The sequence below is a fragment of the Sulfuricurvum sp. IAE1 genome, from assembly GCF_004347735.1.
Taxonomy (GTDB): domain Bacteria; phylum Campylobacterota; class Campylobacteria; order Campylobacterales; family Sulfurimonadaceae; genus Sulfuricurvum.
Genome location: NZ_SLTI01000007.1, coordinates 45,353 through 69,398, shown reverse-complemented (window position 1 = coordinate 69,398; position 24,046 = coordinate 45,353). Strand labels below are relative to the sequence as shown.

At 54.3% G+C, this 24,046-nt stretch carries 24 protein-coding genes; 17 read left to right on the top strand and 7 right to left on the bottom strand.

Features of this window, described 5'->3' with window-relative positions:
- Nucleotides 1-5 precede the first annotated feature (5 nt).
- From E0765_RS00940 to E0765_RS00875, 14 genes are all read left to right on the top strand, one after another.
- Nucleotides 6-254 carry an RNA-binding S4 domain-containing protein gene (locus tag E0765_RS00940; RefSeq protein ID WP_132811343.1) on the top strand — a complete coding sequence of 83 codons (249 nt, stop codon included), beginning with the start codon at nucleotides 6-8 and terminating at the stop codon, nucleotides 252-254.
- Complete coding sequence (trpD, locus tag E0765_RS00935) at nucleotides 251-1,231, top strand: anthranilate phosphoribosyltransferase (RefSeq protein ID WP_132811342.1); 981 nt, start codon at nucleotides 251-253, stop codon at nucleotides 1,229-1,231. Before E0765_RS00940 ends, trpD begins: the two co-directional genes overlap by 4 nt.
- The gene (gene tsaE, locus E0765_RS00930) at nucleotides 1,228-1,638 is read left to right on the top strand and encodes a tRNA (adenosine(37)-N6)-threonylcarbamoyltransferase complex ATPase subunit type 1 TsaE (RefSeq protein ID WP_132811341.1); all 411 of its coding nucleotides are present in this window, start codon (nucleotides 1,228-1,230) and stop codon (nucleotides 1,636-1,638) included. Before trpD ends, tsaE begins: the two co-directional genes overlap by 4 nt.
- A complete protein-coding gene (gene lptB / locus E0765_RS00925) occupies nucleotides 1,631-2,353 on the top strand; it encodes an LPS export ABC transporter ATP-binding protein (RefSeq protein WP_165921614.1) in 723 nt (240 codons plus the stop codon). The genes tsaE and lptB overlap by 8 nt, the downstream gene beginning before the upstream one ends.
- Before the next feature lie 6 nt (nucleotides 2,354-2,359).
- Complete coding sequence (locus E0765_RS00920; RefSeq protein ID WP_132811339.1) at nucleotides 2,360-3,628, top strand: RNA polymerase factor sigma-54; 1,269 nt, start codon at nucleotides 2,360-2,362, stop codon at nucleotides 3,626-3,628.
- Between the two features lie 4 nt (nucleotides 3,629-3,632).
- Nucleotides 3,633-4,436, top strand: a complete 804-nt coding sequence (locus E0765_RS00915; RefSeq protein WP_132811338.1) for a TIGR02757 family protein — start codon at nucleotides 3,633-3,635, stop codon at nucleotides 4,434-4,436.
- 7 nt (nucleotides 4,437-4,443) lie between these two features.
- Nucleotides 4,444-5,850: a COG3400 family protein gene (locus E0765_RS00910; RefSeq protein WP_132811337.1), complete on the top strand. Its 1,407-nt coding sequence runs from the start codon at nucleotides 4,444-4,446 to the stop codon at nucleotides 5,848-5,850.
- Nucleotides 5,851-5,924: 74 nt separating this feature from the next.
- Nucleotides 5,925-6,980, top strand: a complete 1,056-nt coding sequence (gene aroB / locus E0765_RS00905) for a 3-dehydroquinate synthase (protein WP_132811336.1) — start codon at nucleotides 5,925-5,927, stop codon at nucleotides 6,978-6,980.
- The gene (locus tag E0765_RS00900) at nucleotides 6,977-8,590 is read left to right on the top strand and encodes a mechanosensitive ion channel domain-containing protein (RefSeq protein WP_132811335.1); all 1,614 of its coding nucleotides are present in this window, start codon (nucleotides 6,977-6,979) and stop codon (nucleotides 8,588-8,590) included. The genes aroB and E0765_RS00900 overlap by 4 nt, the downstream gene beginning before the upstream one ends.
- Nucleotides 8,587-9,831 carry a tRNA (N(6)-L-threonylcarbamoyladenosine(37)-C(2))-methylthiotransferase MtaB gene (gene mtaB, locus E0765_RS00895; protein ID WP_132811334.1) on the top strand — a complete coding sequence of 415 codons (1,245 nt, stop codon included), beginning with the start codon at nucleotides 8,587-8,589 and terminating at the stop codon, nucleotides 9,829-9,831. The genes E0765_RS00900 and mtaB overlap by 4 nt, the downstream gene beginning before the upstream one ends.
- The gene (locus tag E0765_RS00890) at nucleotides 9,806-11,476 is read left to right on the top strand and encodes an AAA family ATPase (RefSeq protein ID WP_132811333.1); all 1,671 of its coding nucleotides are present in this window, start codon (nucleotides 9,806-9,808) and stop codon (nucleotides 11,474-11,476) included. The genes mtaB and E0765_RS00890 overlap by 26 nt, the downstream gene beginning before the upstream one ends.
- Nucleotides 11,463-11,978 (top strand): pimelyl-ACP methyl ester esterase BioV, encoded by a 516-nt coding sequence (gene bioV, locus E0765_RS00885; protein ID WP_132811332.1) that lies wholly within the window; start codon nucleotides 11,463-11,465, stop codon nucleotides 11,976-11,978. Before E0765_RS00890 ends, bioV begins: the two co-directional genes overlap by 14 nt.
- Complete coding sequence (gene mog / locus E0765_RS00880; protein ID WP_132811331.1) at nucleotides 11,975-12,505, top strand: molybdopterin adenylyltransferase; 531 nt, start codon at nucleotides 11,975-11,977, stop codon at nucleotides 12,503-12,505. The genes bioV and mog overlap by 4 nt, the downstream gene beginning before the upstream one ends.
- Nucleotides 12,506-12,517: 12 nt before the next feature.
- Nucleotides 12,518-13,384 carry a TraB/GumN family protein gene (locus E0765_RS00875; RefSeq protein ID WP_165921613.1) on the top strand — a complete coding sequence of 289 codons (867 nt, stop codon included), beginning with the start codon at nucleotides 12,518-12,520 and terminating at the stop codon, nucleotides 13,382-13,384.
- A gap of 28 nt (nucleotides 13,385-13,412) precedes the next feature.
- On the opposite strand, the gene E0765_RS00870 is transcribed toward E0765_RS00875, so the two are convergent.
- From E0765_RS00870 to E0765_RS00855, 4 genes are all read right to left on the bottom strand, one after another.
- Nucleotides 13,413-14,294 carry a CoB--CoM heterodisulfide reductase iron-sulfur subunit B family protein gene (locus tag E0765_RS00870; RefSeq protein ID WP_132811329.1) on the bottom strand — a complete coding sequence of 294 codons (882 nt, stop codon included), beginning with the start codon at nucleotides 14,292-14,294 and terminating at the stop codon, nucleotides 13,413-13,415.
- Nucleotides 14,295-14,304: 10 nt separating this feature from the next.
- Entirely contained in the window at nucleotides 14,305-15,282 is a 978-nt protein-coding gene (locus E0765_RS00865) for a succinate dehydrogenase/fumarate reductase iron-sulfur subunit (RefSeq protein ID WP_132811328.1), read from the bottom strand.
- Nucleotides 15,283-15,295: 13 nt separating this feature from the next.
- Nucleotides 15,296-17,008 (bottom strand): FAD-dependent oxidoreductase, encoded by a 1,713-nt coding sequence (locus E0765_RS00860; protein ID WP_132811327.1) that lies wholly within the window; start codon nucleotides 17,006-17,008, stop codon nucleotides 15,296-15,298.
- A 168-nt stretch (nucleotides 17,009-17,176) separates the two neighbouring features.
- Nucleotides 17,177-18,376 (bottom strand): hypothetical protein, encoded by a 1,200-nt coding sequence (locus E0765_RS00855; RefSeq protein WP_132811326.1) that lies wholly within the window; start codon nucleotides 18,374-18,376, stop codon nucleotides 17,177-17,179.
- Between the two features lie 167 nt (nucleotides 18,377-18,543).
- Here E0765_RS00855 and E0765_RS00850 point away from each other — a divergent pair, with 167 nt between their 5' ends.
- From E0765_RS00850 to E0765_RS00840, 3 genes are read left to right on the top strand one after another with little or no spacing between them, the layout of a single operon-like run.
- A complete protein-coding gene (locus E0765_RS00850) occupies nucleotides 18,544-19,371 on the top strand; it encodes a thiamine-phosphate kinase (RefSeq protein WP_132811325.1) in 828 nt (275 codons plus the stop codon).
- Between the two features lie 7 nt (nucleotides 19,372-19,378).
- A complete protein-coding gene (truD, locus tag E0765_RS00845; protein ID WP_132811324.1) occupies nucleotides 19,379-20,470 on the top strand; it encodes a tRNA pseudouridine(13) synthase TruD in 1,092 nt (363 codons plus the stop codon).
- A 2-nt stretch (nucleotides 20,471-20,472) separates the two neighbouring features.
- The gene (locus E0765_RS00840) at nucleotides 20,473-21,291 is read left to right on the top strand and encodes a phosphatidylserine decarboxylase (RefSeq protein WP_132811323.1); all 819 of its coding nucleotides are present in this window, start codon (nucleotides 20,473-20,475) and stop codon (nucleotides 21,289-21,291) included.
- Here the strand turns inward: E0765_RS00840 and E0765_RS00835 are convergent.
- From E0765_RS00835 to E0765_RS00825, 3 genes are read right to left on the bottom strand one after another with little or no spacing between them, the layout of a single operon-like run.
- On the bottom strand, nucleotides 21,281-21,883 hold the full coding sequence (locus E0765_RS00835) for a hypothetical protein (protein ID WP_132811322.1): 603 nt from the start codon (nucleotides 21,881-21,883) through the stop codon (nucleotides 21,281-21,283). The genes E0765_RS00840 and E0765_RS00835 overlap by 11 nt on opposite strands.
- Nucleotides 21,884-21,923: 40 nt before the next feature.
- Nucleotides 21,924-23,420, bottom strand: a complete 1,497-nt coding sequence (locus tag E0765_RS00830) for a methyl-accepting chemotaxis protein (protein ID WP_132811321.1) — start codon at nucleotides 23,418-23,420, stop codon at nucleotides 21,924-21,926.
- Nucleotides 23,389-23,898 carry a PAS domain-containing protein gene (locus E0765_RS00825; RefSeq protein WP_368666164.1) on the bottom strand — a complete coding sequence of 170 codons (510 nt, stop codon included), beginning with the start codon at nucleotides 23,896-23,898 and terminating at the stop codon, nucleotides 23,389-23,391. The genes E0765_RS00830 and E0765_RS00825 overlap by 32 nt, the downstream gene beginning before the upstream one ends.
- Nucleotides 23,899-24,046: the final 148 nt, after the last annotated feature.

Below are 24,046 nucleotides of genomic sequence, written 5' to 3'. Positions count from 1 at the left end.
CTCTTTTGCGAATTGACAAATTTTTAAATGCGGTCAATCTGACCAAACGCCGCGCCGTAGCACAGGACATGATCGCCGAAGGGGTAGTCTACATCAACTCCAAAGCGGTCAAAGCGTCCAAAAACGTGATCGTCGGCGATATTATCACGCTGGTCTACCTCGACAAACAGATGCGTTATGAAGTCCTCGCGATACCGACGGTCAAATCGACGCCGAAATCGGCTCAAAACCTCTATGTCAAGGAACTCTCATGAACCCCATGAAAAGCGATTTCGAAGCGCTCTTCGAACACCGCCTCAGCGACGAGGAGATGCGCGATTTCCTCCTTTCGCTGACGCTGAACGACGCGACATCGCCCGCTATGATCGCGACGGCTGCGGAAGTGATGAAGCGCCACGCCCTCGCGCTGGACGTTTCGGCCGAGCTCAAAGAGAAACTGATCGACGTCGTCGGAACGGGAGGTGATAAAAGCGGAAGTTTTAACGTCAGCTCCACCGTTTCGATCCTTCTCGCCGCATGCGGGGCGTTTGTCGCCAAACACGGGAACCGTTCGATCACTTCCAAATCGGGAAGCGCCGACGTCCTCGAAACACTGGGTGTCAAACTCGACCTTAGCCTGGAGAAAAGTGCCGAGCTTCTTGAAGAGACCGGGTTTACGTTCCTGTTCGCCCAGTATCACCATCCCGCCATGAAATTTATCATGCCGATCCGCCGTTCGATCCCGGAGAAGACGGTTTTTAACATTCTCGGTCCCCTCACCAATCCCGTCGGCCTCTCGAAAATCCTGCTGGGTGTTTTCGATGAGGTATTCGTCCCCAAAATGGCCGAAGCGGCACGCGAACTGGGGATGAAATCGGCGATCGTGGTGAGCTCGCGCGAGCGGATGGACGAGGTGAGCATCAGCGATATCACCTACGCCGCGCACCTTCGCGGCGGAAAAATCGATTATTTCGAAATCGATCCCGAAGCGCTGGGGATCAAAAAAGCCCCTTTTGAAGCTATTTTAGGCGGCGACGCGGCACTCAATGCGAAGATTCTGACCGATATTCTCCATAACCGTGCTACCGATGCGCAGCGCGATATGGTGCTGATCAACGCCGCCTACGCCCTTATCGCCGAGGGGATGGCACGTGACGCGCAAGAGGGGCTTGAAATCGCCCGTGACGCGCTATTCAGCGGAAAAGCGGCGGCCAAACTGGCCCAGATCGCGGACGTATCCTCAAAGCTATGAACGAATACCCTCTGGACCGGCTGGAAGAATTGTGCGCTCAGATCGCGGGTGAACTCCCGGGCGGCGGGATCGTGATCCTGCGCGGCGACCTCTCGAGCGGAAAAACGACCCTGACGCAGGCGTTTGCCCGCTATTTGGGGATGGAAGATGCGGTTACGTCGCCGACGTTTTCGCTGCAGCAGATGTACGGGGACAAATTGTACCATTACGATCTGTACAACTACGGGTTTGAAAAATTTTTGAGCCTTGGAATGATGGAAGAGCTCGAAAAACCGGGGTATCATCTCGTCGAATGGGGTGATGATACGTTGGTCGGATGGCTTAAACGGAGCGGTTTGGATACCGTGATCGTCAAAATTACGAAATGCGGCGAAACGTCGCGATGTTATGAGGTGTACCGTGCATGAATTAAAAGTCGACCGTCTGGTCAAAACGATCAAAAAACACGAAATCGTCCGGGGGATCAGCATGGAGCTGCGCACAGGCGAGGTCGTCGGACTGCTGGGGCCCAACGGCGCCGGAAAAACGACGACGTTTTACATGATCTGCGGCCTCGTCGAAGCGACGGAAGGGAAAGTATTCATCGACGGTGCCGACGTCTCGGACCTTCCACTCCACCAGCGTTCCAAAATGGGAATCGGCTATCTGCCGCAGGAAGCCTCTATATTCAAGGACCTTACCGTTGAGGAAAATCTGATTATTGCGGCCCAGGCGGGGAAACTCGATCCTCAGACGCAGGAAAAGCGGATCGAAGAGCTGCTGGAGATGTTCAACATCGAGCCGATCCGAAACCGCCGGGGGATCAACCTCTCAGGCGGCGAGCGCCGACGGGCAGAGATCGCCCGCGCGCTGGTCAATAAACCCCGATTTCTGCTTCTGGACGAACCGTTTGCGGGGGTCGACCCGATCGCGGTGATGGATATTCAGAGCGTTATTTCCCAGCTTGTCGAATTCGGGATCGGGGTGTTGATCACCGACCATAACGTCCGTGAGACCCTCGCGGTCTGCGACCGCGCCTACGTCATCAAAAACGGGACCCTTCTGGCGTCGGGTACCAGCGACGAAATCGCCCATAACAGCGACGTGCGTCAACACTATCTCGGTGAATCGTTCAAGTTCTAACCGCGCATGTTACGGGTAAAAACAAACGTCGAGCTTAAAAACAAGCTTTCCAATACGCTTCGCAACTGGCTCCCGATTCTTCATTCGAGCCTCAGCGACCTGGGCGAAGCGATGGCGCCGTTTGTCGAAAACAATCCCCTCATCGAGGTCAAGTCGGGATTTGAAGAGAACTTCGAATCCCGCATCCCCAAAAAAATCCAGTACGGCTACGTTCAGAATTCCCAATCCGAGGCGATCGAAGCGCTGACCGTCCGGCACAAAAGCCTCTACGAAGTGCTCGAAGAACAGATCGATGCGCCGCTTTTTCCGACCCCGTTGTCGCAGCTGATCGGACGGCACGTGATCGAAAACCTCGACGAGGGGGGATATTACGAAGGGGATACGGAGGCCTTTTGTGCCGAACACGCCGTTTCGATCGAACAGTTTGAGAAAATCCGGGGGCGCTTCGTCCACGTCGAACCTGTCGGAATCGGGGCGCGCAGCGTCTCCGAATCGTTTTTGTTCCAGCTCGAATCCTCCCAGATCAGCGACGAAGCCTATCCTCTGGCACGGGAGATGATTACCCACCTCGACGAATTGAGCCGATACCGCAAGGAAAAAGCGTTCGGCGAAGTGATGAAAGTGATCGCAAGCTTCAAAAACCCTCCCGCCATCGAATATCTCGAAGACTCGGCGCAGATCGTTCCGGACCTGATGATCTATACCGATCCCGAAGAGGGGATCGAGGTAAAGCTCAACGACCGCTATTATCCCTCCATCGCGATCGACAACGCCTACGGGGTCGATCATGCGTTCGTCAAGGAGAAAATCAAAGAGGCCAAAAGCCTCGTCGATGCGCTTGAGATGCGTAAAGCGACGCTCTATAAAGTGGGACTGATGATCGTCGAATACCAGTACGACTTTTTTACCGGCGGGGCGATCCGGCCGCTGACCCTCAAAACCCTCGCCGACGAGTTCGGTCACAACCCTTCGACGATTTCGCGCGCCATCGCCAACAAATACATCGCCTGTGACCGCGGGATTTATGCCATGAAAGACTTCTTCACGACCGCCATCGACGAGGATGTTTCCAATGCCGCGATAAAGGAATACGTCAGTGAACTGGTCAAAAACGAATCTCCCAAAAAACCCCTCAGCGATATGAAACTGCTCGAACTGGTGCAGAAAAAGTTCAATATCACGATGGTGCGCCGTACGATTGCCAAATATCGCAAACAGCTCGATATCCCCGGATCGAGCGAACGCAAGCAGCTCTATCTGCTCGGCGGATCGTGACCCGATGGAGCATGGAAGGCTGAAGGAACTTTTGGAGTACGAGGCGGCGGCGCGGAACTGTGAAGGGGAACTGTGCGAATCGCGCCCCGATCCGCTGATGGTCGCCCGCCGTTATCCCGACGAACTCCATGCCCTTACCTGCGCCCTGTTCGCCTACGGCAACGCCAAAGCGATCGTCACTTTCACCGCGTCGCTCGAACCGTCGTACATTGGGATGGAAGAGGGGCTTTTGCGTGAAAAACTGCGGGGAAAATATTACCGTTTCCAAAACGCCGAGGACCTTGTGCAATGGTTCGTGACGCTGGGGAGGCTCCGGGATGCGGGGGGTGCGGAAACGGCATTCATGCACGGCTACCGCAAAGACGGGGTGATCGGAGGTCTCTCTGCCCTGATCGAAGCGCTCTATCGTCTGAACCCCTATCGCTCCCGGGGGTATGAGTTTCTGATCGGCAAACCGATTCTATCCCCGGCAAAAGCCTCGGCGATGAAACGGTGGATGATGTACCTGCGCTGGATGGTACGCCGGGACGTACTCGACATGGGGCTGTGGAGCGGGGTGAAGCGTTCGGAACTTATCATGCCCCTCGATACCCATACGTTCAACGTTTCGCGTTCCCTCGGACTTTTGAAGAGGGGGCAATGCGATTTGCGCGCGGCGGTCGAGCTGACTGAAAATCTTCGCCTTTTTGACCCCGAAGATCCCCTGAAATACGACTTTGCCCTCTACCGTATCGGGCAGGAGAAGATGCTCGTAAAAGAGGACGGGAAAGCAAATATGGTACAATCACGTCACCAAGTAAGAGGGTAGTTATCGGATGAAGCGAATTCTGATCGTCAGCGACGGGGCAATAGGGCGCCATTTTATCGAACGGGTGATGGGCGCCTACACCAGCGAAAACGTCTACTACGTCGTTCAGACCTATGAAAACACGTTTCAGGGGTACAACCCCGAACGGTTCAAGTTTTTCCGTTTCGACCCCACCAGTGCCTATAAGATCAACGCCCTTCTTGATAACGATTTCTGGCAGGTAGTTTTGGTGATGGAAGACCAAAACGACCTGGAACAGACCATCAAAAACATCCGCATATACAAACCCTCCCTGAGGATCATCGCGCTCGATCTGTGGCACGCCAAGAGCCCCGATGACGACATCGAGTGGGTCAACACCCAGGAGCTGATCGCCGCCAATCTCATCGATTACCTTCCCAATATTCCGGTTCTGGCCAAAAACATCGGTCTGGGATCGGGAGAGATCATGGAAGTGCTTGTCCCGTTCGGAAGTTCGTTCGTCTACCGCCACATCGGCTCGATCGAGCAGAAAAACTGGAAAATCGCCGCCATCTACCGCAACCGCCAGCTGATTCTCCCCGCCGACAACCGTATGATCCAGCCCAACGACACCCTCGTCCTCGTCGGGGACCCCGGGGTGTTGCGCTCGATTTACCGGGCGATCAAACGCGAACTCGGGCAGTTTCCCGCACCGTTCGGGAGCCGTCTGTACCTCTACATCGACATGAAGAACGAACCCAAAAGCTCGATTATGGCGCTGGTGCGGCGGAGCGTTTTCATCCAGAAAAAACTGCGTCAGCCTCTCATCATCAAGGTGATCAATCCCGGGGACATCGACACTCTACGGATGATCAAGGCGTCGGCGGAAGGGAACGTCACGGTTGAAATCCGTTACGAAACCGACTGCGACGAGGGGATGATCCTCGATGATATCAAAACATATCATATCGGGCTGTTTCTTGTTTCGCACCGCGCGTTCGAACGCAAATCGATGCGTAAAAAGCTTTACGCGGGGAATGTTCCGGTACTCAAACTGGCCGAACGGTCGTTTTCGTCGGTGCGCGAAAGCGTCGTCGTCCTCAGCGAGGAAGGATATATCGAGAACATTTCGACGACGATTTTCGACGTTTCGTCGCAGTTCGGATTCAATCTCGAACTGATGGATTACACCCATGAAGAAGAGGGACGTAAAGGGGAAGTGATCGAACATTTCAACAACCTATCGGCCATTTTTTCCAAATCGATTCAGGTCGTTTCGCAGGAAGAAAACCCGATCCAGACGCTGCGCGAGAGGGAGAATTTCCTTCACATTCTCCCCTTCACCGAGAAAATGTTCATCAATCCCCTGCGCGCCTGTTTTTCAACCGATCCCGAGGTTCTGTACCGCAAACTGGGACGTTATCACCAGCTCTTTATCCCGACGCAGATCTAGAAACTCACCCGTTTTTAAGGCTGTTTCGAGTAAACTAGAGGTTATTTACCCCTATTTTTGTGACAGGCCAGTGCATGACGATCAATATCAACCTTAAACGCGTTGTCGACGACTCGTATCCCATCCATATCGGGGAATTGCCCCAGATCGTATACGACGGAAAAGTCGCAGTCCTCACGAATCCGAAAGTGGCGGGGCTGCATCTACAGCGTCTCCTTTCTTGTCTCAAAGCCAAAGAGGTCTACGTCATAACAATTCCCGACGGCGAGCATTACAAAACTCTTCAGACGGTCGAGTCGATTCTGGACCGTATGTTCGACCACCGCCTCAACCGCAAATCGCTTCTCGTAGCGTTCGGCGGAGGGGTTATCGGCGATATGGGCGGATTCGCGGCGAGCCTGTACAACCGGGGTATCGATTTCGTCCAGGTTCCCACCACGCTGCTCAGCCAGGTGGATGCGAGCGTGGGAGGCAAAACGGGAGTCAACAACCGTTTCGGTAAAAATCTCATCGGTGCATTCCATCAGCCCAAAGCGGTTTACATCGATCCCTCTTTCCTCTCGACCCTTCCCGCACGCGAGTTCGGCGCGGGTGTCGCCGAGATCGTGAAAATGGCGGTCACCTTCAATGCACCGTTTTTTGAATGGCTGGAGCGTAACGATCTCAGAGAAGGGGACAACCTCGTCTACGCACTGCAAAAAGCGGTCGAAACGAAAGCGGGCGTCGTCGAAGAGGATGAAAAAGAGCAGGGGCTGCGCGCCGCGCTCAACTACGGTCACACGTTCGGGCACGTTATCGAAAACGAGACGAAATACGAAACCTATCTGCACGGCGAAACGGTAGCGATCGGGATGGTGATGGCCAACGACCTCGCGTGCGAGGTCGGATTGATGCAGCCCGCCGAAGCGGCGCGCGTGAAAGCGGTGCTGGAACGCTACGGCCTTCCGCTGTCGTATCCGATCGCCGACATCGAAAAGTTTTACGCGGCATTTTTCCTCGATAAAAAAAGTGCCGACAGCGCGATCACCTTTATCCTCCCAAAAGGGATCGGAGGGGTGGAAATCACCGATAAGGTCGATGCACGGACCGTCAAGAAAATCCTCGCCCGATTCGCGGGAGACGCGTCGTGAAACGTATCGTCCGTTTGGCCCTTGCGGCCGTGATCGCCAGTACATGGGCTTTTGCCGCTTCGGATAAGAACGATACTCCGCCTGTGGAAATCTCGAAAGACGTACAGGTGCAGCAGGCCCGCGACGAAGTGGCAAAGATCCAAAAAGAGCTCTCAAAGGCGAGCAGCGTGTGGATCAAAAGCTACAACTCCTACATGGCCTACCAGGAGGCGCGCAAAAACCTTCGCCAAATCAAATGGCGGATCGAAGAGCTTCAGAATCGCCGCCAGACGGTCGAACGTAAACTCGAGATCGAAGCGTTGCAGGCCAAAGAGAAAATTCTCACCGATCAGGTCGAACTTCTCAAGGCACAGGGGACCAGTCCGTTCGTGTCGCTCCTCAAACCCGACGAAGCGGGGGAACAGCCCACCATCACCAACCCGTTCGAGATTGTGACGGGCCTCTCCTACATCAAGCGCCTCAACAGCCAGTACAAAGACTACCTCCTGCGTGAAGAGGAGCTTCAGGAGCTGATCGCGCTGCTCGAACGGCAGGTGGGACTTTACAAAGACCTTATGCGTCTCGATCCCAAAGGGGACTACGAGGTGGAACTCGAAGCGACGATGCTTCAGGTCGAGAAATTCAAACTTGCCCTCGAAACGCTTGTCTCTACCGCCGAGGTATACGAAAAGCGGATCGAATCGACCGAAGCCAAGATCAACGAAGAGATCAAAGAACAGATCAGCAAACTGCTTAACATCGTCATGATCGTCGTTGTTTTGTTCCTCGTGTCGTTTCTGGTCAAACGGATCCTCAAACGTTACATTGTCGACAACGAGCGCCTTTACATGGCAAACAAAATCCTCACCTTCGTCAACGTCACCCTCGTTGTCTTGATCCTGATGTTCAGCTATATCGACAACGTCGGCTACCTGGCGACGGTGCTCGGGTTCGCCTCTGCGGGTCTTGCGATCGCCATGCGCGACTGGTTTATGAGCCTGCTGGGATGGCTGGTGATCGTCGTCGGCGGGGCGATCCACGTCGGCGACCGCATCCGTGTGGTCAAAGACGGGGTCGAGTACGTCGGGGACGTTTTGGATGTATCGCTGCAGCGGATCACGATCATGGAGGACGTCACCCTCACTACCGTAGAGGTCAACCGGCGGGCGGGCCGTATCGTTTTTATCCCGAACAACTACATTTTCACGACGCTGATTTCGAACTATTCGCACGGATCGCTCAAAACGGTCTGGGACGGGATCGATATCGTCATCACGTTCGACTCGAACCACAAAAAAGCGGCCCACATCGTCAAAGAGATCACCCGCAAGTATTCGAAAGGCTACACCGACATCACCCGTAAGCAGATCAACAAGCTGCGCGACCGTTACAGCCTCAAAAACAGCAACGTCGAGCCCCGTATCTTTACCCTGACTGCCCCTTACGGAATCCGTATCAGCGGCTGGTATCTCACCAACGCCTACGCGACACTGACGCTGCGTTCGACGATTACGGCCGATGTGATCGACGCGTTCAACGCCGAGCCCGACATCACGATCGCTTATCCGACCCAGACGTTCTACACCGGGCCGATCCCTCCCAAAGCCCCCATGCCGGAGAACGGGGCGTGAAGCCGAAAGTCTTTTTCAAAACCTTCGGGTGCCGTACCAACCTGTTTGATTCGCAGGTAATGATGGGTGCCCTCCGCGACTACGACATCACCGAAAACGAAGCCGAAGCCGACATCGTCATCGTCAACTCCTGCACCGTGACCAACGGTGCGGATGTCAGTGTGCGCGGCTACATCAACCAGATGGACAAACAGGGGAAAAAGCTTTTTCTGACCGGATGCGGCGCCCATACCAAAGGGGAGAGCCTTTTTAACGCGGGAAAAGTCCAGGGGGTATTCGGACAGTCGGAGAAGACCAGGATCAATACCCTTTTGTCCAGCGAAAGCCGTTTTTATCAAATCGGCGATCTCAACTACGTCGACGATGCGATCGTCGAAGAGTTCGTCGGTAAATCGCGGGCATTCATCAAAATCCAGGAAGGGTGCAATTTCCGCTGCAGCTACTGTATCATCCCCTACGTACGCGGTGATGCGCGCAGTCTGGACGAAGCGAAAATCCTCGAGCAGGTTTCGCGTCTGGCGGCTAACGGTTTCGGGGAGTTTATTCTCACCGGGACCAACGTCGGCAGCTACGGGCAGGGGGAAGGGCGCAACATCGCCGAACTGATGAAAAAGATGGCGTTGATCCGCGGCGTTCGCCGCATCCGCGTGGGATCGCTCGAACCGATCCAGATCAACGAATCGTTTCGCGAGATCCTGGACGAACCGTGGCTCGAGCGTCATCTGCACATCGCGATTCAGCATGCGTCGGATGAGATGCTTCGTCTCATGAACCGTCGCAACCGCACCCGCAGTGACATCGAGCTCTTTGCGATGCTGCGCGAAAAAGGATTCGCCCTGGGGACCGATTTTATCGTCGGGCATCCGGGGGAAAGTGACGCGCTTTGGGAGGAGGCGATGGGGAACCTGCGGTTACTCGGGCTCACCCACATCCACCCTTTTACCTATTCCAAGCGCGACGGCACCCCCAGCGCGTCGATGAAGCCCGAAGTAAACGGAGCCATAGCCGCCGCGCGGATGGCCGAATTGAACGCCTTGGTCGCCCAAAACAACCGCGCGTTTCGTGAACGGGTGACGACCCCGCTCGAAGTGCTGGTCGAGAGCGGCGAGAACGGCATCTACAGCGGGTATGACCAGTATTTCAACAAAACGGTGATCGAATCGGCCGAAGACATTTCCGGCGACTGGATCACGTTAGAACATTACGAGGTGCACGATGAACATAACCTGGCCCGCGTTTAACCGAAATCAGATGATTCTCCTGGTATCGGGGGGGATCATACTGCTGCTGTTGCTTTACGCGCTGCTTCGCGACGGTGCCGATACGATCACACTCGATGAAGCGAGCCGCCTGATCGAGAGTGAACAGGTCGAAAAAGCCTACACGGACGAGGGATACACCTACCTCTCGACCAAAGAAGAAGGTGTCGTGCGGATCCCTACGTCGCAGCTGCCTTCCGAATTGACCGCCCATCTCGTCATCGAACCCAAAGGGGGAAGCGGATGGGGATGGTTTTTCCTCTTTTTCGCGCTGATCGGGGGAGCCGGATACTGGGCGTGGAAAAACCGGCTCGGTTTCGAAGACGACGAGGTCCCGACCCAGACGACGACACATGCCGCCGTGGCGGCCGAGACGCCCGAGAGCGCACCCTCGACAATCCAGCCGGTCAAATCGACGGTCCGCTTCAGTGATATAGGCGGGATTGGCGACGTCAAAGAAGAACTCGAGGAGATCATCGATTTTCTCCGCAACCCTAAACGCTATTACAGTTTCGGGGCGCGGATGCCGCGCGGCGTATTGCTCGTAGGCCCTCCTGGGGTAGGGAAGACGATGATCGCCAAAGCGGTCGCCGCCGAAGCGGACGTGCCGTTTTTCTATCAAAGCGGGGCTTCGTTCGTCCAGATATACGTCGGGATGGGGGCCAAGCGGGTGAGCGAGCTTTTCTCTGCTGCCAAGAAAAACGCCCCGGCGATCATTTTCATCGACGAAATCGACGCCGTCGGGAAAAAACGGGGCGGGGAACGCAACGACGAACGCGAAGGGACCCTCAATCAGCTTCTGACCGAAATGGACGGGTTTGAAGATACCAGCGGCATCGTCGTCATCGCCGCGACGAACAACATCGACGTGATGGACGCGGCGCTGCTCCGTGCGGGGCGTTTCGACCGTCGAATTTTCGTGGAGCTGCCTACCGCAAGCGAGCGTGAGGCGATTCTGAATAAATACCTTCGCAACATTCCGCATGACCTTTCGGTGGCGGAAGTGGCGCGCATGACGGTCGGGTTTAACGGTGCGTCACTCGCGGCACTGGTGAATGAAGCGGCTTTGTTGTGCCTGCGCCAAAAAGAGATCCAGGTGCGGATGGAACATTTTCTGGCGGTCAAAGACAAGGTGATGTTCGGGAAAAAGAAAGTAGCGATGCTCAGCGAGGAACAGCGGCGTTACCACGCCCGTTACCAGGCGGGAAAAGTGTTCGCCGCGACGTGGTTCGACCTGCCGTACGAAAAAATCAGCCTCAGCAACGACACGATCACCCCTCCAACCGCCGAACCGCTCCTCAAACACGAGATCGAAGCACACGTTCGGGTCCATCTGGCAGGTATCGCGGCTTCGAATCTCCGGTTCGGGGAACACGCCAGCAACGCATCGCACGACGTAAAGGCGGCCGAAGAACTTGTACACGCGATGGTCTACGAATACGGCATGGGCGGCTCGATCCTCCCCGGAGCCGAAGACGAATCGAAACTGATGGAGCGGCTTTATCAGGAGATTTCGTCCCTTTTGGAACGTAATGAAAAGATCGTTGCCAAATTCGAATCGATCCTCGAAGAGTACGAGCAGATATCCAAAGCTCTCGCCAAGGCGACGATGAATGAGATTCTTTAGCGGATTCTCCCTCTGCGACGATCGCCGTTTTTTCGAATCCTACGACAGGGGCGGCGATTACACCCTCGGAGGGTTCAGCTACGGTGCGATAAAAGCGGCCCGTTACGCCGCACAGGCGGACGAACGGATCGACACCCTCCAGCTCTTTTCCCCCGCTTTCTTTCAGACCCGCAAGGAGTCGTTCAAACGTCTTCAGCTGGCGGGGTATCTCAAAGATCCCCAAGGCTACCTCGAAAAATTCCGCGCAAGCTGTTTTGAACCCTGTCCCATCCAAAGCGTCGGGGAGGGGGATCACAGCGGCGAGGCGCTCGAAGAGCTGCTCTATTTCGTATGGGATGCCGAACTGATGGAGAAGATCCGCGCCAAAGGGACCCGCATCGAGGTCTATCTTGGGCTTGAGGATCGGATCATCGACGTGGCCGGAGCACGGGACTTTTTCCTCCCCTACGCGACGGTGACATCGATCCGGGGAGCCAACCATTTTTTGCAGGAGTGTTTATGAATACGATTAAAATCGGCGTTATTACCGCATCCGACCGTGCGAGCGCGGGGATTTACGAGGATATTTCAGGGATTGCGATCCAGGAGACGATGAGGGATTATCTCAAAAGTCCCCACGAGATCGTCTACCGTTGCATTCCCGACGATCAGAATACGATCGAGGAGACGATGATCGAATTGTGCGATCAGGAAAAGTGCTGCCTCGTGGTGACTACGGGCGGGACGGGTCCCGCGAGGCGCGACGTCACCCCCGAAGCGACCGAAAACGTCTGTGAAAAGATGATGCCAGGCTTTGGAGAGCTGATGCGCCAGGTGAGCCTCAAATACGTCCCGACGGCGATTTTGTCCCGTCAGACCGCGGGAATCCGCGGGAAAAGCCTCATCATCAATCTTCCCGGAAAGCCAAAATCGATCCGCGAATGCCTCGACGCCGTTTTCCCCGCCGTTCCGTACTGCATCGACCTGATCGAGGGGCCGTACATGGAGTGCAACGAGGACGTGATCAAGGCGTTCCGCCCTAAATCCTAGGGAATGACGGTTATGAAGGCGCTGATCGCATTCGCTTCGCTCCTTTTTCTCTTTCATCTCTCCCTTTACGGCGCATCGAGCGTATGGAAAGCGACGAAAGGGGATCGAATCCTCTATCTCGGAGGGACCATCCACATTCTCCGCTCCGGCGATTTTCCCCTTCCGAGGGAATTCGACCGTGCTTTCGCATACAGTGATGCGGTCGTTTTCGAAACCGACCTGCAATCGACCATCAGTGCACCGTTTGCCGCCGAGATGGCGCGCCATATGTTCCTGCCGCCCACAAGCAGCCTTTCGGAAGTGCTTAAGCCTGCCACCTACAGGGCCATGAAGGAATACCTCTCATCGCAGGGGGAATCGATTTTACCTTATGAGCGCCTTCGCCCGTGGGCTGCGGCAACGATGATGGCCCAAAAACGGCTGGCACGCGAGGGGATCGACGAAAGCGGTGTAGATGCCTACTACGCGCGTCGCGCTCTGGACGAACGAAAAGAGCCCCGTTTTCTCGAAACCCCCGCCGAGCAGCTTGCCGTGATCGTCCGGATGGGAGAGGGGGAAGAGGATGAACTGATTCTTCAGACGATACGCGAGATGCAGACCCTTTCGCAGAGTGTGGAGTGGCTGATTCGCGAATGGCGCGAAGGAAAAACCGTTCGGATCGAGAGGGAACTGGTCGATACGATGAAATCGCAATCGCCCAATATGTATCGCGAGATACTCCAAAAACGGAATCGCACATGGCTTCCGAAGCTTATGGAATGGTCTGACGAAGGAAAAACGCTGTTTGTACTTGTCGGGACGATGCACCTTCTGGGCGATGAGGGATTGCTGTCGGCATTGGAAAAAGAGGGGTATTCGCTCACTCCGTTATCGGAGTAGGAGGGCCGGAAGAGTCCGGCCGGAAGATTTAGACGAAATCGACTTTCGTAACGTGGTGGTTAAGGCCCAGTTCCGCCGGCGTACATCCGAGCGCGAGTCCCACCATTTGCTGCATGTGCAAGACCGGGAGGGAAACGTCGCGACCGATTGCAACGGAGGCGTGGTGCGTCTGGGTATCGAGTTTGAGATGACAAAGAGGACACGGCGTTACCATCCAGTCCGCATTCGCATCCATCGCACCGGCTACGGCATTACCGGTTAAAACAGCAGCCGTACGGGGTGATTGAAGCTCGGCATGGAAGCCGCAGCATTTGTTTTTCTCTTCGTAGTCGACGTTTACACCGCCGCACGCGACGATCAGATCATCGAGTGAAGTAGGTTTGTAAGCGTTTTCAGGGCTTTTGTGCGTCTCGTTCTGAAGCTCGGACGGACGGATATTGTGACAGCCGTAAAACGGTGCGATGTTGAATTGGCTGAGAGGTGTGACCACCATCTCTTTGATTTTGTCGAGGCCGAAATCATCGATAATGGCGTACAAAAAGTGGGTTATCTGGGAAGTCCCTTTGTACTCCAGTCCCACTTCGGCGAGTTTTGCGTTCACTTTCGCTTTGAGTTCCGCATTGTGATCGAGACGGTGTTTGGTCATCGCCGTATTGAGCTGGCACGTGTTGCAGATCGTCACCATCGTCAGGCCGTGTTTTTCGGCATAAGCGATATTGCGTGCGTTCAGGACGAGGGAGAGGAAATCATCGTAGTCCTGGAGATGCGAAGCACCGCAGCAGGAAGCTTCGGTGAGTTCTACCAACTCAATCCCCAGCTTGTTCGCCACAGCCAGCGTCGACATCATTTGTTCGGGCGTACTCTCTTTGGCAGTACAACCGGTAAAAAGTGCGTATTTTAATTTTTCCATTGTGTACTCCCTAGAATTTTACGGTTGATGAAGATTTGACCAGTTTTTTGATCTCATCGAGTTTGTCGGATTTGGGCATATTCCACGGCAATACGATTTTGCCTTTGGCAAACATTTTGAGGGCTACCGGAACGTGTTTGAGTACGCCGATGTTCCCTTCGGAATAACGGACGAGCTCGCCTTCGTCGAGCAGACCGTGTTTTTCGATCGAGTGGGCGAATCCGACGGCGTGACGGGTAGCGACGTTGTTTTTCGCGATTCCCGCCTCAAACACCATGTTATGCAGTTTAGTGATTTTTTCGATCGGATTGACCTCTTTGGGACAAACTTCGGCACACTCCATACATTTGACACAGTCCCAGACTCCCTGGGCTTCTTCGTTGACGATGTGCAGACGCTCTACCGAAGCATCGTCGCGGACATCGGCACTGAAACGGTATGCGGCGGCAAATGCCGCAGGCCCGATGTATTGTTCGTTGATCTCGAGCGATGGGCACGAATAGTGGCACGCGCCGCACTGGATGCAGTAATCGGCTTCGAGAAGCTTTTCGGCATCGTGGGGGCTGACAAGGTTTTCGGTGACCGGATGCTCGTCGATTTCAGCTTCGAGATAAGGTTTGATCTGGGCGTGTTTGTCCCAGAAATCTTTTTTGTCGACGACGAGGTCTTTGAATGCCCGTTTCGTACTGAGCGGCTCGATGACGAGTTCGTTTCCGAAAACGTCGATCATGTCGAACAGACGGGTTTTACAGGCCAGGACCGCTTTGCCGCTCACTTTGATCGCGCACACGCCGCAGATACCGTGGCGGCAGCTTCGGCGGTAGGAGAGACTACCGTCGTGTTCCCATTTGATACGGTTGAGGATGTCGAGCACGACCTCTTCGTGGGTTACGTCGAGGGTGTAGGTGTTGTAATAGGGGAGGTAATCGGTCTCTTCGTTGAAACGGAAAACCTTGAACGTCACCTGTTGCGTTTTAAGTGTATCCATAATGTCGCTCTCCTTAGTACGATCGTGCTTTGACTTCATGGCGGCCGAGAGTGACATCCATATAATCAAGGGTGATATTGCCTTCCGCATCCATGATCGCCATGGTGTGTTTCAGGAATTTTTCGTCGTCACGGGCCGGGAAATCTTCACGGTAGTGAGCACCGCGGCTCTCCTGGCGGGCCAGGGCGCTTTCGACGATGAATGCAGAATAATCGAGCATGTGCCCAAGCTCGATAGCTTCTTGCAGGTCGGTGTTGAAGATTTTCGATTTGTCGGCGATCCGGATGTTTTTATAGCGTTTGCGCAGGTCTTTGAGAATTTCGACCTGGCGGCTGAGAGTTTCCGCGGTACGGAAGACTCCGGCGTTGTCGGTCATCGACTGCTGCAATTCCTCGCGCAGCGCGGCCACCGACTCCTGACCGTTGTTGGTCAGGGCCCAGTTCATTTCATCGATCATCCGCTGCGCGTCGGCTTCGGTTGCGGGGAGAAGTTCGAGAGAATCAACTTCCTGTACCATCGTTTTACCGACGAAGCGACCGAACAGAAGCGCTTCGAGAACCGAGTTGGCTCCCAGGCGGTTCGCGCCGTGGACGCTTGAACACGAACATTCTCCCGCCGCGTAGAACCCTTCGACGAATTCGGCATTGTTTTTGCGGACGTGCCCGTCTTTATCGACGGGGATACCACCCATCGAGTAGTGGGCGGTGGCGGAGATCAGAATCGGTTCTTTGATCATGTCAAGACCCAGGAAGGTGATCGCAAGATCGCGCAACTCTGGGAGGCGCTCCATGATTTTTTCTTTTCCAAGATGGGTCAGGTCGATGTACACTGCGTCTTTACGCGGTCCCACACCGCGCCCTTCGCGAATTTCCTGGATGATGGCGCGCGCGACGACGTCGCGAGAAGCGAGTTCCATCGCGTTGGGGGCGTATTTCTCCATAAAACGTTCACCCAGCGAGTTGAGGAGTTTTCCCCCTTCGCCGCGGGCCGCTTCGGAAATCAGGACGCCGTTACCCGAAAGCCCTGAGGGGTGGAACTGTACGAACTCCATGTCTTCAAGGGGAAGACCGTGGCGGGCGACGAGCGAGAGGCCATCACCGGTATTGGCGTGGGCGTTTGAGTTGATTTTGAAAGCGCGCGCGTAACCGCCGGTCGCGAACATGACCGCTTTGGCGTTGAAAATCGCTTTTTCGCTGTTGCGGATGTTGTAAGCGGCGACGCCGTACGCTTTGCCGTCACGGTAGAGAAGATCAGCGACGTACCACTCGTCCCAGAACTCGACACCTTCGCGGTAGGCCTGCTCGTAAATCGTCTGTAGCAGGGTAAGGCCGGTGCGGTCTTTGGCGAAGCAGGCGCGGGGCGAGGATTGTCCTCCGAACGGGCGTTGTGCGATCGTACCGTCTTCGTTACGGCTGAACGCCGCACCCATGCGCTCCGCCCAACGGATCGTTTCGGGGGCTTTTTCACACATAAACTGGACGACGTCCTGGTCGGCGAGGTAGTCAGAACCTTTGACGGTGTCGAATTCGTGGAGTTCGACGCTGTCCTGGTCGCTGAATGCTGCATTGATCCCCCCCTGAGCGGCACCCGAGTGGCTCCGCAGAGGATGGAGTTTGGTGATGACGGCTACTTTTTTGCCGTTCTTTTGCAACTCGCGTGCCGCGGCACATCCGGCCAGACCGGCTCCGACGACTACCGCATCATAAGTATAAATGGGAATACTCATACGCCTTCCTTCGTTCATAAAATCTGTGGAGATTATAGCGCGCCGCTCCTTGGGCAAGATTAAAAAAGGGGGGGAAGCCCTCCGGAGGCGGAAAGAGGCGAAAAATGTTTAATTTGGTAACATAGTTACAAATGAAGAAGGTATGTATGGGTGAAAAGGTTACATTTTTTAAAACGATCCGGACGATTCACGCAGTTGAGCGACGCGGTTCCCCCCGTTTTCTTTGGCTTTCGCGATTAATTTTACGGCATCGTTGATCGACTCGTCGAGCGGTTTAATCGGCGTTTTGAGCATAAAACCGGCACTCACCGTGATGCGGATGGAGCCTTTGGAAGTAAGGAAACTCGAATCCTGCACCGCTTTGACAATGTGTTCGCATTCGTCCAGAGCCGCTTTTTTCGTCGGACGGGACATGACGAAGACGAGGCGGTCGTCTTCGGTATGGGCGATGACGTCGAGAGGCTGTTCGTAGAGTGAAATCATTTCGCCGAGTTTGCGATAGATCGATTTAAGATCTTCTTTCGTGTACTCAGATACCAGTACTCCGTATTGGTCGATTTCGAAAACGCTCAGGAAAATCGAGTTCCCCGCTTTGCCCGCCCGTTTCGCGTTGAAGGCGTTGAAAAGGCCGCGGTCGTTGTGCAGGCCGCTGCTTGGGTGGGTCAGGCAGGGGGCCGGCGCGGCGGAGGGTTGCTGAACATTTCGGCGCGCAAGCTGTTTGACGATAAAATCAAGTTCATGGGTTTTGGGCTCGTGACGGCTTCCGTCGACGTCGACCGCGCAGGCGTGGTGGATGTCATCGTAGACGAGGTTGAGGCGTTTGCGATAGACCAAAAACGCTGCCAGCCCAAGCAATACCACAAGGGCGGCACTGATGTTGGCCGCCGCGATCGCTTTATGGGTCACCCCGATCTGGTAATCAAGCATCCGGCTGATATCGGCCAGATACGCGGTGCGGGCTTCCATCATGGCGGCACGGTGCGCTTCACGGACGCTTTCCTTGGCGTTTGACCATGCCAGGACGTTTTCTTGAAATTCTTTCGACGTGGCTTGGAGCGAACCGAGGATGGCGTCGTGTTCCTCCTGTGAAGCGAAAAGGGCGTCGAGCAGGGTCGCTTCGCCAGAGAGTTTAACCGAAAGGGCGAGCTCGGCGACTGCGGTATTGAGGAGAATCGCCGCCATGCTCGGATCGCTCAGATCGGCAGAGACCGACTTTTCGATCAGTAAATGCTGGTTTCGCAGGGCATCGAGGCGTCCGCCGTATTGCGAAATATGAAAAAGCTGTACGGCGAGGATGCTGACCCCGATCCCAAGAACCAGCAGCGTGTTCTGGAGCCCGGAAAAAACCTTGCGTATCGATATCAACATAATCGGTTCCTTTTTGTTTTATAATAATAATAAATAATTAGAACAAAAACTTAAGGGTTATTCTAGCATAATCCGCGGCGCTTTTACCGCTTAACGGTTCCGTAAACTCTTTTCGACTATAATCGCTTTCAAAAATCGTAACAGCGTGACAAAGGCGGCGACGAGCGGTGAACGCGGAATATTATTTTATCGACACCTTCCGGTCCCCGAGAAGCCCGATCGGCGACGACGGCGCGCTGATCGGGAAACAAGTCTACAGTAAAGACCTGTTTTTCGAAAACGTCCATTTTCGCCGTCGCTGGCTCACACCGTATCAAATCGGCTATAAAGCGATGATCGTGAACATTTCGGACGCGATTGCAATGAATGCCGTTCCCCGGTATGCGCTGTTGGGGGTAGCGATGCCCAAGTCGATGAGCCTGCACGCGATGGACGAACTCTCCGCCGGCCTGCGGGATGCGGCACGCACGTACGATGTCGATATAATCGGCGGCGATACGATCGGCAACGTCAAACTTGACCTTTCCGTGACGATCGTTTCCGAAGCCGCAGGAAAACCGCTGATGCGCACCGGCCTCAAAACGGGGGATCTGATCGCCCATACGGGACGGCTGGGAGACTCGGCCAAACATCTGCGCTACCTGATGGCGGGGGGTAAGGTGCACCGTGCGTCCCGTTTCGTCGCACCGAAACTTCGCTGGAACTTCGTGCGCGAAGCAAGCCGCCACCTGCGGTGCGGGATGGATATTTCCGACGGACTTTTCAGCGATTTGGGCAAACTTTCCAAAGCCAACGCAAAGGGGATCGCCTTTAGCCGAAAAATAGGCAAACGGACAGGATGCAGCGGCGAAGAATACGAAATGCTCGTCGCTTTTTCGCCCCGCAAAGCCGAAACGATCCGCCGCATCGCGGCCCGGACGCGTACCCCGATCACCATCATCGGGCGTGCAAAGAGGGGCGTGTTCGTCAACCGCTGCAAAGCGCACCATTTCTAGGAGTTTCATGGAACGTCAGTATTACCTCCCCCACAGCGCGATCGAATTTCATTTTCGCCAGTCGCCGCGCGATTTTGTCGTCGACGAAATCCCTTTGTACCCCTTTAGCGGCGAAGGGGAACATCTTGTGCTCCACGTCCGCAAAAAAAATCTCTCGACCTGGCAGATGGTCGATGTTTTCAGCAACCGTCTGGGGATCAAGGGACGTGACATCGGTTACGCCGGGCTCAAGGACAAAAATGCCCAGACCAAACAGTACATTTCGGTTCCGCGAAAATACGAACCGTTGCTTGAGAATTTTGAGCACGAGGGGATCAAAATCCTCTCCAAAACCTATCACAACAATAAAATCCGTGTCGGCCATCTCAAGGGAAACCGCTTCTTTATCCGGCTCAAGAAAGTAACCCCCGTCGCCGCGGCAAAAATCGGCGAAGCGCTGAAAATGATCAAACTCTACGGGATGCCAAACTATTTCGGCTTTCAGCGTTTCGGGCTCGACGGTGAAAACTACAAAAAAGGGAAGGCGATTCTGGAAGGGAGCCTCAAGGAACGGAACAAAAAGCTCGCCCAGTTTTACGTCAACGCCTACCAGAGCTATCTCTTCAACGGCTGGTTGAGCCGTCGGATCGAAATTTCAAAGCTCGTCGAGGGATTCGGGGCCGATGAACTCCCCTCCATCCTCTCACTGCCCAAAGAGGAGTGTGCGGCGATGAAAGCGCAAAAACACCCTTTTAAACTGATCCGCGGCGATGTGATGATGCACTACCCCTACGGACGGATTTTCCATTACGTCGACGATGCCGAGCCCGAGCGGTTCAATGCCCGCGATATATCGGTAAGCGGGCTGCTTAGCGGTAAGCGGGCGACCCGTGCCGAAAGCTTTGCCGGCGATATCGAAAAAGAGTACGACCGGATTGAAAGCGGCATCGACGGCGCCCGGCGTTACGGATGGATTTTCCCCGAAGAGATCGAAGGGGAATACAAAGAACAAGAAGCGTGGTATGAGCTCCATTTCACCCTGCCTAAAGGGTGTTACGCCACCGTACTGATCGAAGAGATCGCCAAGAGAACAATCCAAACCGACGAATACCAGGAGTAAACGTGAAACGACACTACACATCGGCATTGTCTCAGGCTTTCGGAAAGCTTGCGTCCAAAGCCCATTCCCCCAAAGTCCAGAATATCATCAACGCCGCCTATGTCCGGATGATGGGGCTGGATATGAGCGAATTCGACGCCCCCCAGAGTTATCCGACCCTCAATGCCCTCTTTACCCGCCGGTTCAAGCGGATGCGTCCTTTTTCGGCCGATTCGGCGGACATGATCAGCCCGTGTGACTCGTTGATTACCGAATGCGGGACGATTCACAACGACCTCGCGCTTCAGATCAAGGGGATGAGCTATTCGGTCGACGACGTACTGGGCGGCTTTATTTCCGACGAAGCGAAAGAAGCGGTGCATGATGGGTTATTTCTCAATTTTTACCTCTCTCCGCGCGATTATCACCGTTATCACGCCCCTCTGGACATGCAGGTGCTCAGTGCCGTCCATATCCCCGGGAAACTCTATCCCGTGAACATCCCTTCGCTCAAAAAACAGGTCGATCTCTTCGTCGAAAACGAACGGGTCGTGCTGGAATGTCTGAGTTCGGCAGGGAAACGGTTTTTCCTGATTCTTGTCGGGGCACTCAACGTCGGCAAGATGGAAGTGTCGTTTGAACCGCGTATCCAGACCAATACCGTCTTAGAGCCGAGCCGCTACGGGTATGAGAACCTTTACCTGAAAAAAGGGGAGGATTTCGGATGTTTCCAGATGGGTTCCACTATCGTCATGTTGTGTGAAAAAGAGATGCTCGAGCTGAAAGTCAGTGCGTCCGAAAACGTCCGTTTCGCGCAGACGATCGCCCGCGTCATTTCCTGAAGAGGATATTGAGGCGGATCTGCAGGTGGCCGTCTTCCTGGAAAATATCGATGGAACTGTCGATAGGGGGGTGAAGCTTGCCGAGCACCCCCTGTAATGAATGAAAAACGTGCATGAACTTGGGGTACATCGGCGAAGAGATATGGTCGATGTGGCCGTTTTTGACAATCTGTGCGATCGACGTGATGCCGCTGTAGTAGACCGTTTTGTTGAGCGATCGCGAGATGCGGTAGCTTCGGAGCATCTCGATGTTTTTGAGCAGCACGTCGCGTTCTTCCTCGCACAACAGCTTGTTTGAACGGGCCCGCTCGAGCTCTTCGTCGATTTCGTCGTTGACGATCTGCCGGCGCCGGAGTACCTCTTCTTCGAGCAAAGGGTTTTTGGCCTGTATGATGGAGAGGATCAGATCGTTATCCAAAGGGCGCCCCGAGGTCATGTAGACGTAGCGCTTGTCTTCTTCGTATTCGTGGTCAAGGGCGCGTATGAGCTCGGCGACGATGCTGAGATAGACGAATTTGTCTTCTTTATTGAGATCGAAATTGATCCCGTGGGAGGAGATTAGGGGCTTTGGCCCCGTATACTGAAGGCGCATGAAGCGGTTCCTGTCTATGATTTTTTGTACAATAATGCGATTATTGTACCTTATCCATGCTTGAAACGGAAGAATCCGCTAGCGATAGGTTGACGGAACGGTTTCCTTCCGCAACCATTGCTTCGAGGAGCCGGAACAATTCAGTACTGTTTTTTTCCATTTCGCTCATTTGCTGCAAAATGTGTGCTTTGTTCGTTGTTTCCACGCATGTTTTTGACGGTATGCATTCGGCTACTTTCAAAATCAGCTCGTGCAGCGCGATATGGTATTTTTCGATCGATTTGAAAGCTTCGGTATTGCTGAGATTGGTGTGATCGGAGAGGCCGTAATACCATTTTCCGAGGCGGCAGTCGCGGTGGGAAACCAGATCGTGTGTTATCTCTTCGCGCTCGTGAATGATCGCACTGTAAGCGGTGTGTTTGAAAATGATATGATCCACTTTGATCAATGACGTGTAGAGCGAATCACTGATGAAGTTGGCCATCTCGGCCGATTGGTTGGTTTTGGCGATAAAATCGCCCAGCAGCATCTCGAACTGATGGACGTCGGATTGGGATTCGTTGGCGATATCGGCTATCGTTTCGGAGTCGGTTTCGATAATTTCGGTCTCCTGCTGGAGTGCGGAAAGCATCACCGAAATTTCCTGGGTCGCTTTTTGCGTCCGCTCGGCAAGTTTGCGCACTTCGTCGGCGACGACGGCGAATCCCCGTCCGTGTTCGCCGGCACGTGCCGCTTCGATGGCTGCGTTCAGCGCCAGGAGGTTGGTCTGGTCGGCAATGTCTTTGATGAGGTTGGCGATGGAATTGATCTCTTTCATCCGGGTACCCAGCGACACGATGGCATCGTTGGAATGGGTAATCAGCTCGATCAGCCGTTGTAGACTATCGACGATATTATGGATTGTGGATTGACTCTCTACGACTTCCGTAGCGGTTGCGGAGATGCTCTCTTTAATGTTGATGGCATAGCGGCTGTTTTTTTGAATATCGTTTTGGATGGTTGAGAGAACCTGCGCGATTCCGCCGCTGATGCGGTCGAATTCATCCGCCAGTTCGGAACGTTTCCCGCCGATGTAGGTGGCGGCGTTGGTCTTGATCGCGTCATTGAGCGCGCCGCTGAGGGATTCGAAATCCCCTTTATATCCCGAACTGAACACGATACGGTCGGAAATCCCCACAGAAGCGCTGTCTAATGAGGAACGGATGTCCCGCATCAGCTGTTCGATCTGATCGAGCAGATCGTTGGTCCCCCACGCTATTTTTGCCAAAGGGCTGTTTTGCGGAATGTTCGTGATCCGTTCGGAAAGGATCCCTCGGCCCGCTTTTTCGAGCACATCGTTCAGGCGATTCAAAATCCCTTCCTGATCAACGGAGGATGAACGGCGGTTACCCGCAAGTGCCCCCGCAATCAGGGCCAGAATGCTTAGCGAAGCGGTTACATAGTCCGACACCGCCAGCAGATACATCGACAGCAGGAACAATGCGGTGCTAAAGAGGGCCGATTGCTTAGTGTTGAAGAGAGAGGATAAAGCGGTCATAGTCCATTCCTTGGTCGTTCAATAGGGTAATAAGAAGTTTCTTGGATGCTTCCAACCCGCCGTTTCGTTCGGCGTGCAGGAGTTTATGGTAGAGATCGGGGATGACGTCCATCGCTTTTTGGCTCGGTTTGCGGCGAACCGAATGGTAATCTCTCACCTCTCCGCGCGCATCGGTCGTGGCGGTGACGTTGGCAAACACCCAGTAATAAGAGCCGTCTTTACAGAGGTTTTTGACGTAGGCGAAAATTTCCTGACGGTTTTTGATCCGTTCCCACAGAAGCTGAAAAACGACGGCGGGCATATCGGGATGGCGGAGAATCGAATGGGGGGCGCCGATCAGTTCGTGTTCGGCGTGGCCGGACATCTCGATGAAAATTTGGTTGCCGTAGATGATATTGCCCCGCTTATCGGTTTTCGAGACGATGAAATCGGTCGGTTTGAGGTGCTTTTGCACGGATGAAGGCATGATGGTTGACAAAAAACTCTCCCTGTTTTTGCGTATGATTGCAAAAATATTATTGATTGTGTATTACGATTATATTACGATGAAGAATAGCGTCATTTTCCTTAGAAATGAGATAAAAATATGATAATTGAACGCGAATATAACGAAAAATGTTGTTGTA

Coding starts and splice junctions, on each gene's coding strand:
- trpD (WP_132811342.1), top strand. CDS start 251: ATGAACCCCATGAAAAGCGATTTCGAAGCGCTCTTCGAACACCGCCTC.
- tsaE (WP_132811341.1), top strand. CDS start 1,228: ATGAACGAATACCCTCTGGACCGGCTGGAAGAATTGTGCGCTCAGATC.
- E0765_RS00920 (WP_132811339.1), top strand. CDS start 2,360: ATGTTACGGGTAAAAACAAACGTCGAGCTTAAAAACAAGCTTTCCAAT.
- E0765_RS00915 (WP_132811338.1), top strand. CDS start 3,633: ATGGAGCATGGAAGGCTGAAGGAACTTTTGGAGTACGAGGCGGCGGCG.
- E0765_RS00910 (WP_132811337.1), top strand. CDS start 4,444: ATGAAGCGAATTCTGATCGTCAGCGACGGGGCAATAGGGCGCCATTTT.
- aroB (WP_132811336.1), top strand. CDS start 5,925: ATGACGATCAATATCAACCTTAAACGCGTTGTCGACGACTCGTATCCC.
- E0765_RS00890 (WP_132811333.1), top strand. CDS start 9,806: ATGAACATAACCTGGCCCGCGTTTAACCGAAATCAGATGATTCTCCTG.
- bioV (WP_132811332.1), top strand. CDS start 11,463: ATGAGATTCTTTAGCGGATTCTCCCTCTGCGACGATCGCCGTTTTTTC.
- mog (WP_132811331.1), top strand. CDS start 11,975: ATGAATACGATTAAAATCGGCGTTATTACCGCATCCGACCGTGCGAGC.
- E0765_RS00875 (WP_165921613.1), top strand. CDS start 12,518: ATGAAGGCGCTGATCGCATTCGCTTCGCTCCTTTTTCTCTTTCATCTC.
- E0765_RS00870 (WP_132811329.1), bottom strand. CDS start 14,294: ATGGAAAAATTAAAATACGCACTTTTTACCGGTTGTACTGCCAAAGAG.
- E0765_RS00865 (WP_132811328.1), bottom strand. CDS start 15,282: ATGGATACACTTAAAACGCAACAGGTGACGTTCAAGGTTTTCCGTTTC.
- E0765_RS00860 (WP_132811327.1), bottom strand. CDS start 17,008: ATGAGTATTCCCATTTATACTTATGATGCGGTAGTCGTCGGAGCCGGT.
- E0765_RS00855 (WP_132811326.1), bottom strand. CDS start 18,376: ATGTTGATATCGATACGCAAGGTTTTTTCCGGGCTCCAGAACACGCTG.
- truD (WP_132811324.1), top strand. CDS start 19,379: ATGGAACGTCAGTATTACCTCCCCCACAGCGCGATCGAATTTCATTTT.
- E0765_RS00835 (WP_132811322.1), bottom strand. CDS start 21,883: ATGCGCCTTCAGTATACGGGGCCAAAGCCCCTAATCTCCTCCCACGGG.
- E0765_RS00830 (WP_132811321.1), bottom strand. CDS start 23,420: ATGACCGCTTTATCCTCTCTCTTCAACACTAAGCAATCGGCCCTCTTT.